Annotated in this window: 18 protein-coding genes; 9 read left to right on the top strand and 9 right to left on the bottom strand. The window is 67.1% G+C overall.

The features are described from left to right. Positions 1 to 24: 24 nt before the first annotated feature. The 3 genes from G6032_RS12280 to G6032_RS12270 are packed head-to-tail and all read left to right on the top strand — an operon-like array spanning position 25 to position 2891. A complete protein-coding gene (locus G6032_RS12280; RefSeq protein ID WP_206211970.1) occupies positions 25 to 1128 on the top strand; it encodes an ionic transporter y4hA in 1104 nt (367 codons plus the stop codon). Then, on the top strand, positions 1125 to 1469 hold the full coding sequence (locus G6032_RS12275; RefSeq protein WP_165282449.1) for a hypothetical protein: 345 nt from the start codon (positions 1125 to 1127) through the stop codon (positions 1467 to 1469). The genes G6032_RS12280 and G6032_RS12275 overlap by 4 nt, the downstream gene beginning before the upstream one ends. 60 nt (positions 1470 to 1529) lie before the next feature. After that, positions 1530 to 2891 carry an amidohydrolase family protein gene (locus G6032_RS12270; protein WP_165282448.1) on the top strand — a complete coding sequence of 454 codons (1362 nt, stop codon included), beginning with the start codon at positions 1530 to 1532 and terminating at the stop codon, positions 2889 to 2891. Between the two features lie 19 nt (positions 2892 to 2910). On the opposite strand, the gene G6032_RS12265 is transcribed toward G6032_RS12270, so the two are convergent. From G6032_RS12265 to G6032_RS12255, 3 genes are all read right to left on the bottom strand, one after another. Further along, a complete protein-coding gene (locus G6032_RS12265; protein WP_165282447.1) occupies positions 2911 to 4818 on the bottom strand; it encodes a TIR domain-containing protein in 1908 nt (635 codons plus the stop codon). A 214-nt stretch (positions 4819 to 5032) separates the two neighbouring features. Beyond that, positions 5033 to 5473, bottom strand: a complete 441-nt coding sequence (locus G6032_RS12260; protein WP_165282446.1) for a universal stress protein — start codon at positions 5471 to 5473, stop codon at positions 5033 to 5035. A gap of 141 nt (positions 5474 to 5614) precedes the next feature. Beyond that, positions 5615 to 5812, bottom strand: a complete 198-nt coding sequence (locus G6032_RS12255) for a hypothetical protein (RefSeq protein ID WP_165282445.1) — start codon at positions 5810 to 5812, stop codon at positions 5615 to 5617. A gap of 79 nt (positions 5813 to 5891) precedes the next feature. Between G6032_RS12255 and G6032_RS12250 the strand changes: the two genes are divergently transcribed. After that, positions 5892 to 6413 (top strand): mechanosensitive ion channel domain-containing protein, encoded by a 522-nt coding sequence (locus G6032_RS12250; RefSeq protein ID WP_165282444.1) that lies wholly within the window; start codon positions 5892 to 5894, stop codon positions 6411 to 6413. 19 nt (positions 6414 to 6432) lie between these two features. Here the strand turns inward: G6032_RS12250 and G6032_RS12245 are convergent, their stop codons facing one another. Both G6032_RS12245 and G6032_RS12240 read right to left on the bottom strand, forming a co-directional pair. Next, a complete protein-coding gene (locus G6032_RS12245; protein WP_165282443.1) occupies positions 6433 to 7026 on the bottom strand; it encodes a YceI family protein in 594 nt (197 codons plus the stop codon). Then, complete coding sequence (locus tag G6032_RS12240) at positions 7023 to 7748, bottom strand: CDP-alcohol phosphatidyltransferase family protein (RefSeq protein WP_165282442.1); 726 nt, start codon at positions 7746 to 7748, stop codon at positions 7023 to 7025. The genes G6032_RS12245 and G6032_RS12240 overlap by 4 nt, the downstream gene beginning before the upstream one ends. A gap of 119 nt (positions 7749 to 7867) precedes the next feature. Here G6032_RS12240 and G6032_RS12235 point away from each other — a divergent pair, with 119 nt between their 5' ends. The 4 genes from G6032_RS12235 to G6032_RS12220 are packed head-to-tail and all read left to right on the top strand — an operon-like array spanning position 7868 to position 11193. After that, on the top strand, positions 7868 to 8848 hold the full coding sequence (locus G6032_RS12235) for a zinc-binding alcohol dehydrogenase (RefSeq protein WP_165282441.1): 981 nt from the start codon (positions 7868 to 7870) through the stop codon (positions 8846 to 8848). Between the two features lie 16 nt (positions 8849 to 8864). Further along, complete coding sequence (locus G6032_RS12230; protein WP_165282440.1) at positions 8865 to 9263, top strand: 6-carboxytetrahydropterin synthase; 399 nt, start codon at positions 8865 to 8867, stop codon at positions 9261 to 9263. Continuing rightward, on the top strand, positions 9260 to 10336 hold the full coding sequence (locus G6032_RS12225; protein ID WP_206211969.1) for a glycosyltransferase family 4 protein: 1077 nt from the start codon (positions 9260 to 9262) through the stop codon (positions 10334 to 10336). Before G6032_RS12230 ends, G6032_RS12225 begins: the two co-directional genes overlap by 4 nt. Further along, entirely contained in the window at positions 10336 to 11193 is an 858-nt protein-coding gene (locus G6032_RS12220; protein WP_165282439.1) for a class I SAM-dependent methyltransferase, read from the top strand. Before G6032_RS12225 ends, G6032_RS12220 begins: the two co-directional genes overlap by 1 nt. A gap of 41 nt (positions 11194 to 11234) precedes the next feature. On the opposite strand, the gene G6032_RS12215 is transcribed toward G6032_RS12220, so the two are convergent. Beyond that, positions 11235 to 12080 (bottom strand): RibD family protein, encoded by an 846-nt coding sequence (locus G6032_RS12215; protein WP_165282438.1) that lies wholly within the window; start codon positions 12078 to 12080, stop codon positions 11235 to 11237. A gap of 104 nt (positions 12081 to 12184) precedes the next feature. Between G6032_RS12215 and G6032_RS12210 the strand changes: the two genes are divergently transcribed. Continuing rightward, a complete protein-coding gene (locus G6032_RS12210; protein ID WP_165282437.1) occupies positions 12185 to 13303 on the top strand; it encodes a GTP cyclohydrolase II in 1119 nt (372 codons plus the stop codon). A 38-nt stretch (positions 13304 to 13341) separates the two neighbouring features. Here G6032_RS12210 and G6032_RS12205 read toward each other — a convergent pair whose 3' ends face one another. The 3 genes from G6032_RS12205 to G6032_RS12195 are packed head-to-tail and all read right to left on the bottom strand — an operon-like array spanning position 13342 to position 16053. Then, the gene (locus tag G6032_RS12205; RefSeq protein WP_165282436.1) at positions 13342 to 14115 is read right to left on the bottom strand and encodes a creatininase family protein; all 774 of its coding nucleotides are present in this window, start codon (positions 14113 to 14115) and stop codon (positions 13342 to 13344) included. A gap of 4 nt (positions 14116 to 14119) precedes the next feature. After that, positions 14120 to 14872, bottom strand: a complete 753-nt coding sequence (locus G6032_RS12200; protein WP_165282435.1) for an FkbM family methyltransferase — start codon at positions 14870 to 14872, stop codon at positions 14120 to 14122. Then, the gene (locus G6032_RS12195; RefSeq protein ID WP_165282434.1) at positions 14869 to 16053 is read right to left on the bottom strand and encodes a hypothetical protein; all 1185 of its coding nucleotides are present in this window, start codon (positions 16051 to 16053) and stop codon (positions 14869 to 14871) included. The genes G6032_RS12200 and G6032_RS12195 overlap by 4 nt, the downstream gene beginning before the upstream one ends. Positions 16054 to 16127: the final 74 nt, after the last annotated feature.

The following is a 16127-nucleotide window of genomic DNA, read 5'->3' as shown; positions in this document are numbered from 1 at the left end:
CCGCCAGCCTTGCGGAGTAACGACTTGTCCAGTGACGCCCGCGCCATCGAGCGCCTGCCTCCGTCAACCTGGATCGTGCCTGCAGTGGCATGCGCCTGGTTGACGGCAAAGCTCGCCGGGCTGCTGCCCGCGGCCGCCTCGGTGGTCGTGATCGTTTCGACGATACTCCTGTTCGCCGCGGTCTTCGCCTCGGTTCACCACGCCGAGGTCATCGCGCTGAAGGTCGGCGAACCTTTCGGCACTCTCGTGCTCGCCCTGGCCGTCACCGTGATCGAGGGATCGTTGATCGTCTCGGTCATGTTCTCGGGCGGCGCCGAATCGAGCGAGCTTGCGCGTGACACGGTATTCGCCACCGTGATGATCGTGTGCAACGGTGTGCTGGGCTTGTCCCTTCTCGTCGGCGGACTGCGCCACCGGGTGGTGAGCTTCAAACCCGAGGGGACGACGCCCGCGGTCGCGGTGCTGGCCACGCTTGCAACACTCACGCTCGTGCTCCCGCAGTTCACGCTGGCCAGCGATGGGCCGACCTACTCGTCGTCTCAGCTTGCCTTCGCAGGAATCGTGTCGCTGCTGCTCTATGCCGTCTTCATCTTCGTCCAGACGGTGCGCCACCGCGGCTATTTCCTGCCGGAAGACGCTGGCGCCGAGGAAGAACATGCAACCCCCCCGACCCTGCGCGCAGCGCTGCTGAGTCTTGGCTTGCTGCTCGTCGGGCTGGTCGCGGTCGTCGGCCTGGCCAAGGTGCTGGCGCCGACTATTGAAGGCGCGGTCGATTCAGCCGATATGCCGCGCGCAGTGGTAGGCATCGCCATCGCGATGATGGTGCTGCTGCCTGAATCCATGTCGGCCTTGCGTGCCGCGAGGCGCGGCCGGCTGCAGACCAGCATGAACCTCGGGCTCGGCTCCGCGCTCGCGACGATCGGCCTGACCATCCCCGCGGTCGCCGTCGCGTCGATCGCCCTCGGACTGCCGCTGACCCTCGGCTTGCCGCCCACGGAGATGGTGCTGCTGGGCCTGACGCTGTTGTTGACGGCCATGACCGTCCTGCCCGGGCGCGCCACCATATTGCAGGGCGCTGTGCACCTGGTCGTGTTCGCCGTGTTTCTCTTCCTGGCGATGGTCCCGTGACCACGCCGGATCCCTTGTCCTCGTATCGGCAACCGATGGTGACTGCGACCGGGCTCTTGCTCGGCTTCACGCTGGGCTTCGCCGCCACCTGGGTGCAGACCGACAACCCGTTCGGCGCCATCCAGGCGCTACTGGTCGGCAGTTGCGTGCTGGCCGGGACGATCGCGATGATCGCGACCCTGTTCCGCATCCTGCGCCACGACTACCCGCGCGATGAGGCCGGCGCGTACTACGGCAGGACGCTCAAGCTTTTCATCCTCGGCATCTGTATCACCTTCGCAGGTGTTTTCATCGACCTGGCGATTACCGCGATCACACTGGGTGGCTCGGCAACGGGGTGACCTCCAGGCGTGACGGGATTTTTCGTGATTACGCGCGCCGCGTGCGCCAAGGAGGCTTCCATGAGGTTCCTGTCATCGATCCTGGTCGCGGGCGTGCTCGTGGCAAGCGGCCTGGCGGCCTCCGTGTCGGCCGCCCAGGGTACGCAGCCGACAACGATCCTGTTCGAGAATGTCCGGGTCTACGACGGCAAGTCCGAGCGCTTGTCCGCCGCGGTGAATGTGCTGGTGCGTGGCAATCGCATCGAGAAGATATCCCCTGACCCGATCGCCACGGACCGCAGCGCGATGACCCGCATCATCCACGGCGAAGGCCGCACGCTGATGCCGGGGCTGATCGATGCGCACACCCACATCATGTTCGCGACCGTGCCGCAGCTCGCCGTCCTGACCAGTGACGTGGGCTTTCTGAATGTCGCCGCCACGCGCGCCGCCGAGGACATGCTGTTGCGGGGCTTCACCAGCATCCGCGACCTGGGCGGACCCGTGTACGGGCTCAAGCGCGGCATCGACCTGGGCCTGGTACCCGGGCCGCGGATCTGGCCTTCGGGCGCATTCATTTCGCAGTCGGGCGGCCATGGCGATTTCCGTCTGCCCAACGAACTTCCGGCGGCGCCGGGCAGTTTCTCTTTCAGCGAGCGGGTGGGCGCGGCCGCGATCGCCGATAACCCCGACGCGGTCCGTTTACGCGCGCGCGAGCAACTGGCGCTGGGCGCATCGCAGATCAAGCTGATGGCCGGGGGCGGCGTCGCCTCCAGCTTCGATCCGCTCGACGTCACCCAGTACACCGTGCCGGAACTGCGTGCGGCAGTGGAGGCGGCCGAAAACTGGGGTACCTACGTGACCGTGCACGCCTACACGCCCCGGGCGGTCCGGCAGGCGATCGAGGCCGGCGTGAAATGTATCGACCACGGCCAGATGCTCGACGAGGACACCGTCAAGCTGATGGCACGCAAGGGCACCTGGTGGAGCCTGCAGCCGTTCGTGGACACCGGCCGCTCGCCGTATCCGGAGGGTTCGGCGAATCGCCGCAAGCAGCTCGCGATGTTCGCCGGCACGGATAGGGCCTACGCACTGGCAAAGAAACACAAGCTCAAGATCGCGTGGGGCACCGACACGCTGTTCAACGCCGAGACGGCGGCGACGCAGGGCGCGCAACTGGCCGGCATGGTCCGCTGGTTCACCCCGGCCGAGGCACTACGGATCGCGACCTCGGGAAATGCCGAGCTGCTGGCGTTGTCGGGCCTGCGCAGTCCCTATGAAGGAAAGCTGGGCGTCGTTGAAGAAGGGGCGCTCGCCGATCTCCTGCTGGTAGACGGCAACCCGCTCGAGAATATCGACCTCGTCGCGGACGCCGAGAAGAATTTCATCGTGATCATGAAGGATGGAAAAATCTTCAAGGACGCTGTCCCGGTTCACCGCTGACAAAAGCAGCGGCAGCGAATCACAACCGCGCGCGCGCCGCCTCCAGCGACTCGACCAGCGATGCGTCCCCGGTGGGGTCGTTCTCGACGGCGCATTGCCACGCGTCGACGGCCTCGGTGCGGCGCGCGAGCGCATCGAGGGCGCGCCCCTGCCAGCCGCAGGTGTAGCTTAGGTAAAAGCGGGCCAGGGCCATGTCCGGGGAGCGGCCGAGGATCCACCGGAGCAGTTCGGTGGACTGGTCATACCAGGGCAGCGCGTCTTGATGATTCGCCTGGCGGCTGGCGAGCTCGCCGAGGTTCGTGTAGGTGCCGGCCAGCTTCAGGCGGTAGTCGAGCACCGCGGGATGGTCCATGACCAGCGCCGCCTTGAGTTCTCGCGACCGGTCGTAGGCCGCAGCGGATGCGTCGTAGTTCTCCAGCAGCATTTCGATGCCGCCCAGGTTCTCGTAGGCGGCGCTGAGGCTGATGCGCGTCTCTGGGTTGTCGGGTTGGCGGGGCAGCAGGGCCTCGCCCTGGTCCACGCCGAGCCGGGCCGTGTCCCGCCCGGCCTCCAGTTGTCCCGTACGACCATACAGCGCCGAGAGATTGATGGCGCTGTAAATCACCAGGCCCTGGTATGCCAGGTTGTCCGGATCCGCCAGCACCAGCCCCTGGCGCAGTCGCAGCGCCTCCAGCAACCGGGTTTCGGCCTCCGCCGGCCGGCCTTGGCTTTCGATCCACTGGCCGTAGTTGTCGAGCAGGCTGGCGAGGGCGGAGCGGCGGAAGAGGTTGTCGCTGCGCCGCAGGTCGAGCGCCTCCATGCGCTCGAGGGCTTCCGCGTAAGCTGCGCCAGCCTCCGGTTTGCCACGGTCCGCCAGTACCAGCCCGAGCTCGCTGGTCATGTTCGCCAGGTTGAAAGCATGCAGCTCGTCTTGCGGCTCCCTGGCGAGCAACTGCTCGGTGTTGTCGATCGCGAGGCGGACCTCCGCTTCGGCCACGTCGAGATCACCCATGATGCGGCTGATGTTCGCGAGGCGGTGGTGCGCATGCGCGAGTTCCGCCGTGATCTCCTCGCCGTCCTGGCGGGACGCGAAGTCCTGGTAGAACTCGCGGGCGGTCTCCAGCAGTTGCCGCCGGAGGGTCGTCAGGCCGCTGGTCTTGAGCTCCGGATTTTCTGCGACCCGGGTCAGGTAGCGGTCGACGGCGTCGCGGGCAAGGTCGAAGTTGGCCTCCGCCTTGGCGCGTTGCACGTCCGCCTCGATGCGCGCGAACCAGGCGCTGGCCGCGAGCAACGACGTGATGCCCATGCCCACGACGGCGGCCGCCGCCACGGCCGCGAGCCGGCGCTGCCGGCGCTGGGCTTCGCGCTGGCGCAGCGCGTCGAAGCCCACGCCCAGGATGCCGGCGACGATCTTGAGCAACGCCGCCTGCTTGCCGTCCTTGCCCGGGCGCAGGTCCGCCGCGATCAGCTCGGTGCGTTCCAGGGTCAGCTCGCCAGCGGCATCGACCGTGTAACGGAGGGCCTTCGGAAAACATTCCTCGTCGGCCCGGTCCGGCTGGTCGGAGGCCCAGGGCTCGCCGTCGACGATCATGGCCAGGACACGCTGTGCCTTGCCCAGGGCCTTGAAGCTGCGGATCTCCTCGTTCACCCAGCGGGACCGGGCGGCGGCGGGGGAACAAATGACGACCAGCGTCTCGGAGGCCGCGAGGGCCGCCTGGATCTCGTCAGTCAGGCTGGATGCGGAGGGCAATTCGTCCCGGTCGAGGAAGACCTTTCCCAGGCGCTCCGGGATGGGCCCGAAACGCCCCTCGCTGCCGACCAGGCGCCGGGGGACTTTCCAGCGTTCCAGTGCTTTCTGCAGCCAGGCGGCGTGACGCTCGTCGGCGTGGCTGTAGGAAATGAAGGCGCAAAAGGCGGGCGCGTCCTGCGGGGAAAGCTTGAGCGCCATGGTGCCGAGCCTCTGGCTTCGTGAGCGCTGATCCTAGCAAGCCGACGCGCTCCGTTTCCACAGGCTATGCTCGTGGCAAACTTCCCTGATCGCCGGGATCCCGAGAGTCTCGCGGGAATCGGCCCCGTTGGGAGGAGCGGGCACCGGCCAGCGAACAGGTGCTCTATACGGCCTGCACTCGTCGCACGCGCACGCTCAGGGCGCCTCCAGCCGCTCAGGCATCGACCTGGCGCGGCACCACCAGCACCGGGAAGCGGCGTGCGGCCAGCACCTCCTCGCTGACGCTGCCCAGGACGCGACGATAGAGCATCCCGCGTCCCTGCGAGCCGACGACGATCAGGTCGGCTGACCAGCGGCTCGCCTCCTGGACGATTGCTTTCGCCGGCACGCCCCTGAGCAGCAGCGTGGAGCAACGAATACCGCTGGCTTGAAGCTCCCCGGCCAGCCGATCGAGTAATTCGCGTCGGTCTCGCAGGGCCTCGGGCACTGGATCCAGTACCTCTTTGCGGGACAACTGCCGGCCGAGTACGTCGGCCTCGCGCGGCGCAATGTTGAGGAGCAGCACTTCGGTCGATTCGGCGGCCGCGAGGCGGCGCACCATCCCCACGACGAGGTCGGCGAAGTCGGAACGATCAACGGCAGCGACGATTCTCATCTGGTCTTACTCTCACCCCAGGCAGACGTGCCGGGCGCCATGAGAGTATAAACCGGCTCTTGTTGAATTTGATGCGCACGACGCCGTGATCGTGCCGGTCCCTGGTCGCGGCCAGGTCGGAGCCCGTGTTCGGCCAGGGGTTTATTCCGCCCTGACCGACTCCCGAACGTCGTCGTACTTCTCCGCGGCGTTGGCCTTCGCAGCATCGACGCTTCGGTCGCTCGCGTCACCGTAAATCCGGTCTTCCATTCCGGTCGGCGGCACCAGTGCACCCAGGGCGGCGCCGATCGCGATGCCGAGGCTTCCCGCGAGCAACGGTTGCTCGCGATAAAATTGCACGAGGCTGTCCCGGGCGTGCTGCGCCGACTCCTTCACATCTGTTGTTGCACCCTGCACGCGATCGCCCGCTGCAGCAGCCTTGTCTCGCGGCCTCGCGAGCTTTCAGATCGCCATTGCCAAACCGGTGCGCATCGGTGACACGGTGAAGTACCAGGACTACTGGGGTTACGTCGAATCGATCTACTACAGCTTCCTTGTCCTGCGCGTATGGGACGGCCGACGCCTGGTAGTTCCCGTTCAGTACTTCATCACCTACCCGTTCGAAAACTGGTCGATGGTCGACGCCAGGATCACGCGCACGTTCACCCTGCGGCTCGACCATTGCGCACGGCCGGGCGAGCTGAGAGACGTGTTCGAGAAAATCGTGGCCGAGGATGACGATGCCGTCGATGGCGGGATGACACTGACGCTGGTGACGGAGCATAACGAGGACTACCAGGAGATCTCTTTCGTCGCCACTGGCAGCAATCCGGCCGATACCTGGCTGATGGAGATGCGCCTGCGAGAAGCCATGGGCGACTGGATACGAGACCACCACCCGGAATGGTGGCAGTCCGACCGGCTACTGATGGCGCGCAGTGGAGCAGGGGACACCTGTTAAACGGGAGAGCCTGCATGCGTTACTGCCGAATCGCCTCGAACTCGAGAATCAGTTCGACTTCGTCGCCGACCAGGCCGTCTTCGACGCCGTAGGTCATGCCCCACTCGCTGCGCTTGATGGTCGTGCGGGCCGAGATGCCGAGCGTGTGCCGTCCGTGGCCAAAGGGGTATTTGGCGGACTTGTTGATGGTTACGCCCAGTTCTACTGCACGCGTTTGGCCGAGCAGGGTGAGATCTCCTGCGAGCGTGCCTTTTCGCTTGCCTGCGGGACGCCATTGGGTTGCCTCGAAGCGGATCGCCTCGTGACGGTCGGCGTCGAGGAAGTCGTCGCTTCTCAGGTGCTTGTCCCGGCGCCGGTGATTCGTGAACACGCTGTCGGCCGCGATGATCACCTCGCCTGCGCTCAGTTGATTGGCTGATTCGTCGTAGACGAAGCGGCCCTCGGCCTCGAGGAACTGGCCGATCGTATTGGCGTAACCCACGTGCTCGACCAAGAAGGCAATGGAGAAGTGCTCCTTGTCGATTTCGAAGTTTGCCGGCTCGGCGAACGATGCGTTCGAGACGCCGACGATAAGCGCGGCCAGCAGGCCGCGAATGGCAGGTGTCGTATTCATGGAATGGTCCGCTCCGTATGTTTCGAGGCCTGGCGAGTCCTGAGCAGCCAGGCTATGTCTGTGGCGAAGGAAATTGACAGGGCGAGCAGCGCGACGGCCAGCAGGGCCACGCGCATTAATGCCGTCACGAATGGCACAAGAGCGATCAGCAATACGGCAACCTGGACCACGCAGACCAGTTTGCGGCGGAAGCTGTCGGGAAGGGGTTTCGACAGCCAGGGCCAGATCAGGGCGCCGGCGAGAAAGGCCGGGCGCATCAGGCCGATGGCCAGTACCCAGGCCGGGGCGAGGCCGGAAAGCCATAGGCCGGCACACAACACGAGGATGAGCGCGCCGTCGGTCTCCATGTCGAAACGCGCCCCGAATGCGCTGGACTCGCCGTTGCGCCGTGCCAGCCAGCCATCGACGCCGTCCAGCACCAGCGAGACCAGCGCCAGGCTGACTATCAATCCCGCTCGCTCATCGAACAGGCTGGGTTGAACGAGAGCGCCGGCGAGGGCGCAGGTGATCGCGGCGCGCAGCAGGGTGACCCGGTTGGCCCAGCCGAGGCCGTGCTTGCCTGCCAGTGCCATGACCAGGATCGAAGCAACGATGCCGTAAACGAAAACGGCCGCGGCCGGGGGTTGCCAGCTCGGGCCTGGCGAGGCCGAAACCAACATCGCGAGCCCGCCCGTGGCCAGCGCACCCACAGCCAGTTCCGCCTTGATCAAGCGGCTTGTCATCGGAAACTGCTCGTTTTTCTGAAGCCTGATGATCGCATAATGGCTCGATCGGGCACATCAACATCAGCGCTACTAAGTTATCGTGATGATGTGCGGCATTTTTGGAGTGAGACACGCTGATGAGCGGAACTGCCCGAGCTTTCTGGATCGTCGCTCCCGGCAGCGGCGAGATTCGTGGCGAGTCGTTGCCGGATGTGGCCGGCGACCAGGTGCTCGTGCGCACGCTTTTCTCCGGCATCAGCCGCGGCACCGAGGCGCTGGTGTTCAATGGACAAGTGCCGCCATCGGAATACGAGCGCATGCGCGCGCCCTTCCAGCAGGGCGAGTTCCCCGGCCCGGTCAAGTATGGCTACAGCGCGGTGGGTGTCGTCGAGGACGGGCCGGAAGCGTTGCAGGGACGCCAGGTTTTCAGCCTGCATCCGCACCAGGATCGGTTCATCGTGCCCGCCGCATCGGTCGTCGGGCTGCCCGAAGGCGTACCGGCCGGGCGCGCCGTGCTGGCGGCCAACATGGAAACCGCGGTCAACGCTGCCTGGGACGCCGGAATCGGTCCCGGTGATCGTGTGGCGGTCATCGGCGCCGGCGTCATCGGCGCGCTGACTGCGTGGCTGGCCGGGCGCATTCCCGGCACGCAGGTGACGCTGGTCGATGTGCGGTCCGATCGCGCGCGGCTCGCCTCGCGACTGGGGGTGGATTTCGCCCTGCCGCAGGACGCTGAAGGAGCTTGCGACGTGGTCGTGCACGCGAGCGCCAGCGAGGCCGGGCTGGCCACCGCGCTGGCCCTGGCCGGGAACCAGGCGCGCGTGGTCGAGATGAGTTGGTACGGCACAAATCGTCCGGCGGTTCCGCTGGGTGAAGCCTTCCACTCGCGCCGGCTGTCGCTGATCGCCAGCCAGGTCGGACAGCTTCCGCCCGCTCGGCAGCCGCGCTGGACGCACCGGCGACGACTGGAACTGGCGCTGCGCTTATTGACCGATCCGGCTCTCGATCACCTGGTCTCGGGCACGAGCCGGTTCGCGACCCTGGCCGAAGACATGCCCGAAGTGCTGGCGGCAGCGAATGACGTGTTGTGCCATCGTGTCGAGTACGGCAGCCCATAGTTCGAGGAAGGACAGCATGTACACATTGACCGTTCGCGATCACTTCATGATCGCCCACAGTTTCTCCGGCGAGATATTCGGGCCGGCACAGCGCCTGCACGGGGCCACCTACGTCGTTGATGCGAGTTTCATGCGTCCCGAACTCGACGACGACGGACTGGTGGTCGATATCGGCCTGGCCGGAAAGGTGCTCGGCGAGATCCTGGCCGAATTCAACTACCGCAATCTCGATGATCTCGACGAGTTCTCGGGGCGGAACACGACCACCGAGTTCATGGCCCGGGCGATCTTCGACCGCCTGGTCCGCGCCATTTCGGACGGGCGACTCGGCCCCGCGGCCGGCGGGCTGACGCGCCTGAAGGTCAAGCTCAAGGAATCGCACCAGGCCTCGGCCAGCTTCGAAGGAGCGGTGTGAGCCGGCACCTGTACATGATCATTCCCGGCGAGCCGGGACAGCGCACCGGCGGGTACCTGTATGACGCGCACATGGCGCGCGAGCTTCGAGAGCTGGGCTGGACGGTCGACGTGATCGGGCTCGAGGGGCGCTTCCCCGACACCGACGATCGCGCTGCCACGGCGATGCATCACGCGCTGGGGAGATTGCCCGACGGTGCGCGCTTGGTCATCGACGGGCTCGCACTGGGCGGGCTGCCTGATGAAGTCGCTGCGCATGCCGGGCGCCTGGACATCAACGCGTTGGTGCATCATCCCCTGGCCGACGAAACCGGCCTCGATGCGGCGGTACGCGAACGATTGCTCTTGCGCGAAACGCGCGCGCTTGCCGCCTGCCGCAGGGTCATCGTCACCAGCCCTTTCACGGCCCGCCGGCTGCGGGAGCTGGGTTTCGAGCAAAGAACGCCGCGCGTCGTCGAGCCGGGCGTGAACGGCGCAGAACTGGCCGCAGCGGTCGCGGCGCGCCTGCAAGGCCGCGAGCCGGAGGGGCCGGAGCGATTGCTCTGCGTCGCCAGCCTGACGCCGCGGAAGGGCCAGGACCTGCTTGTCCGGGCCCTGGCGCAACTGGCTGACCGTGACTGGCACTGCACCCTGCTCGGTTCGAGCGCGCGTGACCCTGCCTTTGCCGAACGTGTCGCTGGCCTGGTTCGGGAAGCCGGCCTGGCGGACCGGATCGATTGCATCGGCGAGTGCGACCAGGCCACGCTCGATGCCGAGTATCGCCGCGCCGGCGTGTGCCTGCTGCCGTCGCATTACGAGGGCTACGGCATGGTGGTCAGCGAAGCGCTGGCGCGGGGGCTGCCGATGATCACGACCACCGGTGGGGCCCTGGCGCAGACCGCGCCGGAAGACTGTTGCCTCCGGGTCGAACCCGGCAACATCGGCGCGCTGGCCCAAGCCCTGGCCCGGTGGCTGGATGATGCCGCCCTGCGCCGACGCCTGACGCGCAGTGCCGCCGAGCGGCGCGCAACCTTGCGCAGCTGGCCGGAGGCGGGGCGCGCCTTCGCCGCCGCGCTGGAGGGCGGCGCAGGCTGATGGCGCACGAGGCGGCTCGTTTTGCCGGGGATTGGCTCGCGCTGCGCGAACCGGCCGATCATGCCGCGCGAGTGGCGCGCTTCGCCGACCAGCTTGCCGAGTGGCTCCGGGACAGGGACAGGCTGCGGGTGATCGACCTGGGCGCGGGCACCGGCAGCAACCTGCGCTGGCTCGCACCGCGGCTTGACGTCGAGCAGGACTGGTTGCTGATCGACCATGACGACGCGCTGCTGGCGATGGCACGGCAGGCTCCGGTTGTCGCAGACGCCGGTGGACGGGCCGTGCGGATCAGCACCCGCTGCATGGACCTGGGCGGATTGCCGCGCGAGTTGTTCGACAATGCCGGCCTGGTCACCGCCGCGGCGATTTTCGACCTGGTCTCGAAGGACTGGATCGAAGCGTTGGCCGGGCGGATCGCTGGTTGCGGGGCGGCCGCGCTGTTCGCCCTGACCGTGGATGGCCGGCGCGGGTTCGTCGACGAACGCGGCCGGCGTCTGGAAGACGAACGTGATGCGCGCCTGGAGGCACTGTTCAACCGGCACCAGCAACGGCGCAAGGGCATGGGCGAAGCCCTCGGGCCGGAGGCCGCCGACGTGTTGCCGGCACTGCTTGAAAAGGCGGGCCTGAGGACCTGGATGGCCAGGGCCGATTGGCGGCTCGACGCCGGCCAGGCGCATACGCCCGCGCTCGGCGCGGCGCTGCTGCAGGACTGGATGCAGGCTGCCGTCGCGCAATCGCCGCATGATGCAGCGTGGATCGAGGCCTGGTACCGAGCCCGCCGCGCCGACCTGGAGCGTGGACGTGTCGGCCTGGTCGTCGGGCACGTCGATATCCTGGCCCTGCCGCAAGCGAAGTGACTGCAGGCATTACCAGGCGCAGCCTGGAAGGCGTCGTCCATTCAGCCCTGGGACAAGCGCAGATCCACGTCGACCAGCAGTTCGCCGTCGAGCGAAAAGCTTCGCATGCGGGGCCGGCGTGCCTCATCGAGCCGTTCGATCACGGGCAGGTCCAGCCCGTTGCGGCCCGAGCCGATGATCAGCGGCGCGATAAGCAGGTGCAGCCGGTCGAGCGCCTCGGCGTGGATGAAGCGCGAGATCGTCTCGGCCCCGCCTTCGACCAGGATCCGATGCAGGCCGCGCTCCTTTAGCGCGGCAAGCACGGCAGCGGGCGAAAAACCGCGTTCGCCTGTAGCCAGCCTGAGGCGCTCGACATGCCCGGGCGCCGGCTCGGGCGACGCCTCTGGACCAATGACATGGAGAACAGGGGGCGGGTCCCCGTCAGCATCGAACAGCGGGCCCCGGGCCGGCACGCGCGCACGCGGGTCGATGACGACCCGTACCGGGTTGGGCCCGGTCACGCGGCGAACGGTCAGCTGCGGACAATCGGCGCAGGCGGTGTTGGCGCCGATCACTACCGCGTCGACGAGTGCGCGCAGGCGGTGGAGGTGCTTGAGAGCGACCGGGCCGTTGATGTAGTGGGAGTGCCCGCTTTCGGTGGCGATGCGTCCGTCGAGACTCTGGCCGAGCTGGCCCACGACCAGCCGGGCCGCGGTTGCCAACGGAGCCAGTGAGTCAAGCAACGTGCGGGCCTCTTCATCGAGCGTGAAGTCGGCCTGCCAGGTACCCGAGCCGAACAACGTGACTCTGCCGGCCGGGGTGGATCGGCACCAGCTGCTGCGATCGATCCAATCCAGGCTGCGCGCGTCGAGCAAAGCTCGCCAGATTGATTCAGTGTCCGTGGTCATTCACATCGCTCCGGGCGTACCGCCAGGCAATTCGCACAGACCAGCTGCAGGTCGCGAACGCCTCAATCGCGTGCCATGATGATGGCATAAGCTGAAAAGAAACCATGTACCAGGTAGAACGCGCTATTTTCGATCTTCGCCGGGGACTGGCGGTCGTCATACACGACGACCGGGAACCCTCTGATGCCGGCGTGCTGGTCTATCCGGTCGAATCCATCGCGGATGCGGAATTGCGGGAGACCCTCGAACTGGTCGGAGGCGCGCCGGCCCTGACCGTCACCCGCCACCGCATGGAAGCGATGGGTTTTTCAACCCAGGCCGAGGCGGCTTGCCTGCCGTTGCGGCGGGCCGACGGCCTGCGCGCCGAAGCGCTCTACCTCGCCGCGGTGGCCAGCGACGGGATCGGGGCCCGCTTGTTCGGCGACCCGCGACCGGCCGGCACCAGCGAACGCGCTGCGCTGGCGCTGATGCGGCGTGCCTTGCTGGTGCCCGCGGCGATCACCGCGGGCATCGACGCCAGCAGGCGTACCGCGCTTGATTCCTTGGTCGCCGACGGCAGGATCTTGCGCGTGTCGGCGCGCGCGGCCGAGCGCTGCTTCGAATCCGGCACTGGTATGCTCCGCCGTGTCAGCGAGGCTGACATCCCGCTCGTCGAGTCGGTCCGCTCCCGCTTCATCCTGTTTCGCGAACCCGACGGCCTGCGCGAGCATGTCGCGGTGGCGATCGGTGATGCCGAAAACTGGCCGGATGAAGTGCCCGTGCGCCTGCACTCGGCCTGCCTGACCGGCGACCTGTTCGGGAGCCTGCGCTGCGATTGCGGCGAGCAGCTGCAGAACGGGGTGCGAACCATACTCAAGCTCGGCGGCGGTTTGCTGCTGTACCTGGCGCAGGAAGGGCGCGGCATCGGCCTGGCCAACAAGCTGCGAGCCTACGATTTGCAGGACGCCGGGCTGGACACCGTCGATGCCGACCAGGTTCTCGGCTTCGGCGAGGACGAGCGGCGCTATCGCGCGGCGGTTGATATCCTCGCCGCGCTTTCCATAAAACGCGTCAAGCTGCTGACCAACAATCCCAACAAGATCCACGCGCTTGCCGAGGGCGGAATCGAGGTGAGCGCGCGGGGCAGCGTTTACGGCCGGGTCACGCGGCAGAACCGGTGCTACCTCGAAGCCAAGGCCCGCCGCTCGGGCCACCTGTTGAGGGACGTGCTGGACGAACAGTGACTTGCGCCTCGGCCGGTCGGCCTGGTCCAGGTCCTGGCTCATGCAGGTGGGGGCCACACCAGGTCCCGGCTGGCCTCGATGATTCGCGCCAGCCGGTTGGCGTAATGGCTGAGCAGGCGTTCGCCCAGTGCCGCGTCGGCCGAGGCGGCGTCGCCGACCACGCCGGCGGCGTGCAGGTCTTCGGCCAGCCAGGCCCAGGCCGCTTCGCCCTGGGGCGCCAGCGGACTTCCGTGCGGGTAATTCGGCCGGAAGTCCCGCGCACGCTCCATGCGCACCAGCTCGGGTGCGATGTGCAGCATCATGGCCGTTTCGGCCAGTCCGCCATGCAGGCCGTCGCGCAGCTCGGCGGCGGATAGCAGTTCGGCGGGCGGCTCGAACTGCATGTAGCTGGCCTTGACTGCCAGCAGGCCCAGGCGGCGGCGCAATTCGAGCGCGGCGTCATTCATCCAGCCGATATTCCCGCCGTGCGCATTGACGAGCACGAGGCGCTCGAAGCCGGAGCGGGCGAGCCCGTCGCCGATGGCCACGACCTGGTGCTTCATCTGTTCCGGGGAGAGAACCAGGGTGCCGGCAAAGCCGGCGTGCTCAGCGCTTGCGCCGAGCGAGAGCGAGGGCAATACCAGCAGCGGAAAATCCTCTTCCAGTCGTTCGCCGGCAAGGCTCAGCAGGCCCTCGCCGATGATGAGGTCGGTTGCCAGCGGCAGGTGCGGCCCATGCTGCTCGATCGCGCCGAGCACGAGCGCCGCGACCGGTTTTCTCGCGGCCAATGCGGCAAGATCGGTGCTGGTGAGATCGCCCCAGTCATATCGCATGGTGTCAGCTTCCCCTCGGGCGGTGAACGGCATAGAGATCACCCGATCTCAGCCCGTCGGCGCCGGCGGCCAGCCAGCTGCGAACCGTTTCCGGTTCCGCCCACTCGGACCAAAGGTATTCCCGCTGCTCGCCGGCCACTGCATTGTATCGGTAGTCCCCCAGGGCCGACAGGCGGTCGATGCAGGCCCGCGCGCGGTGCAGGGCGCCTGCGACGAACTCGACCGAAAGCGCCGGCAAAGGCTGCGACAGGCCCTCGAGCACCTCGCTTTCGTGGCCCTCGACATCGATCTTGCAGAAATCCGGCAGGCCGTGGCGATCGACCAGTTCGTCGAGGGTCGTCACGGTCACCTCGATCGAGTGCGGCCAGCGAACTGCGGCGAACCCGGCGTGGCTATCGCTGACTTCGGCGCGCCAGCGAGTCGAAAGCGAGGCGACCGCCGGGTGCATTTCGCTGATGGCCAGCCGGGCCCGCCCCGGTTCGGCGCCGGCTGCGCGATCGACCAGGACGACGCCGGCGTCGCCGCCGTGAAAGCGCTCGAGCCAGCGCATCAATGCTGGCTGGGGCTCGAGTGCGACGACCCGGGCGCCCAGGCGGCGAAAGGCTCGCGTGCGATCGCCAAGGTGGGCTCCGATGTCGAACACCAGGCCGCCGTCCGGTACGAACGGGCGATACAGCGCCAGCAGTCCGTGCAGCCGTCCGGGCCGGCGGTAGGTCCACATCGACCGCGCCAGGCCGATCATGCTGCGCAGTGTCATGGGCGGGATGCGCGCCCGGGCGGCGCGGCGGGTGGTGTCAGCGTGCTCATGATGCCTTTTTCTTCGAGCGCTTTATGAGTTGTGCGGGCTATTTTTTCCGCGCCCCGCAAGGAGGGGTGCCAACAGTCGTCTACAAAATCCTCGGCCTCGAAGCGGATCGACGCGGTCTCCTCGATGAAGGCGATCCTCGTTCCTTCCGGCGGGTGCGCGGCAAGTTCCAGCGTCACGCGCCGCTGGATGTCGGCCATTTCGCGGGCCAGCGACTCGATGGCGTCGAGCCTCTCACCGGCATGCCACGGGATGCCCAGCACACCCCTGCAGATATTCGACATGTCGAACAGATCGCGGCCCATCCATCGCAAGGGCCGCAGCTCCCCCGACCGGATGTCACGGCAGGTGACCTCGGCATCCTCGTATCGTACCCGGCGGTCCAGCAGGTCGTCACGCCTGGAGGTTTGCAGCAGGTTCACCGGTGAGAGGACGACGATCGCCGTCCCCTTGGGATGAGGCGCGATTTGTTCCAGCGCCGTAACGAATCCGCCAAGGAATTCCTGCGCATACGTGTCCAGGAACGCGCGACGGTAATGCGGATCCTGCTCGAGGCCGGCGGGAAAGTCGCACGTCTCGTACAGGTTCATCATCACCAGCACGAGCTCAGGCTGGTGCCCGGGGAGCACGGCAGGCATTGCAGGAGCGCGCATCTGCAGCGCCGCGAACTGGTACTGGAGATTCCTGGCGCCGCTGCCATGTCTCGCCGCCAGGTAAATATGACGGGGCAGCACGCCGAGCTTGCGTCCGAGCAGGTAACCCCAGCTGTACTGCTCCGTGTCGATGATCATGGTCCGGAGGCGATCGCTGCCGGTGCTACGGGAGACATCGGGCGGTTCACCGTGGCTCATCCACAAGCGCGTGGGAGGCCAGATGGGTCGGCGGATGTTGAATGCCGCCGGATCGGCATATGCGTCGTAAACCGGCGTGTTGCCCGGGGTGGCGAACGGCGCCGCCATCTCGAGGTGTCCCCGGACTGTGTGCCCTACCAAGGCGCCTGAAGTCGCCGTAAAGCCCTTCCCCGTGAGCGCGCCGGTGGAGACGCTGTCGCCGACGATGCCGATACTTTCCAGGTCAGCCGCGCCGAGGCCGACAGGACAGAGCAATGCAAGCAGGCCTACCAGGTGTCTCACATCCTGAGTGTAAGCAGTGCAAAGCGTCGGTGCCGATTAATAACGCTCGCGCGGACGACCGGTGCATTGCGCCC

It is taken from the genome of Wenzhouxiangella sp. XN24 (assembly GCF_011064545.1).
Classification (GTDB): domain Bacteria; phylum Pseudomonadota; class Gammaproteobacteria; order Steroidobacterales; family XN24; genus XN24.
The sequence above is the reverse complement of the archived record's forward strand: the minus strand, read 5'-3'. Positions and strand labels throughout refer to the sequence as shown.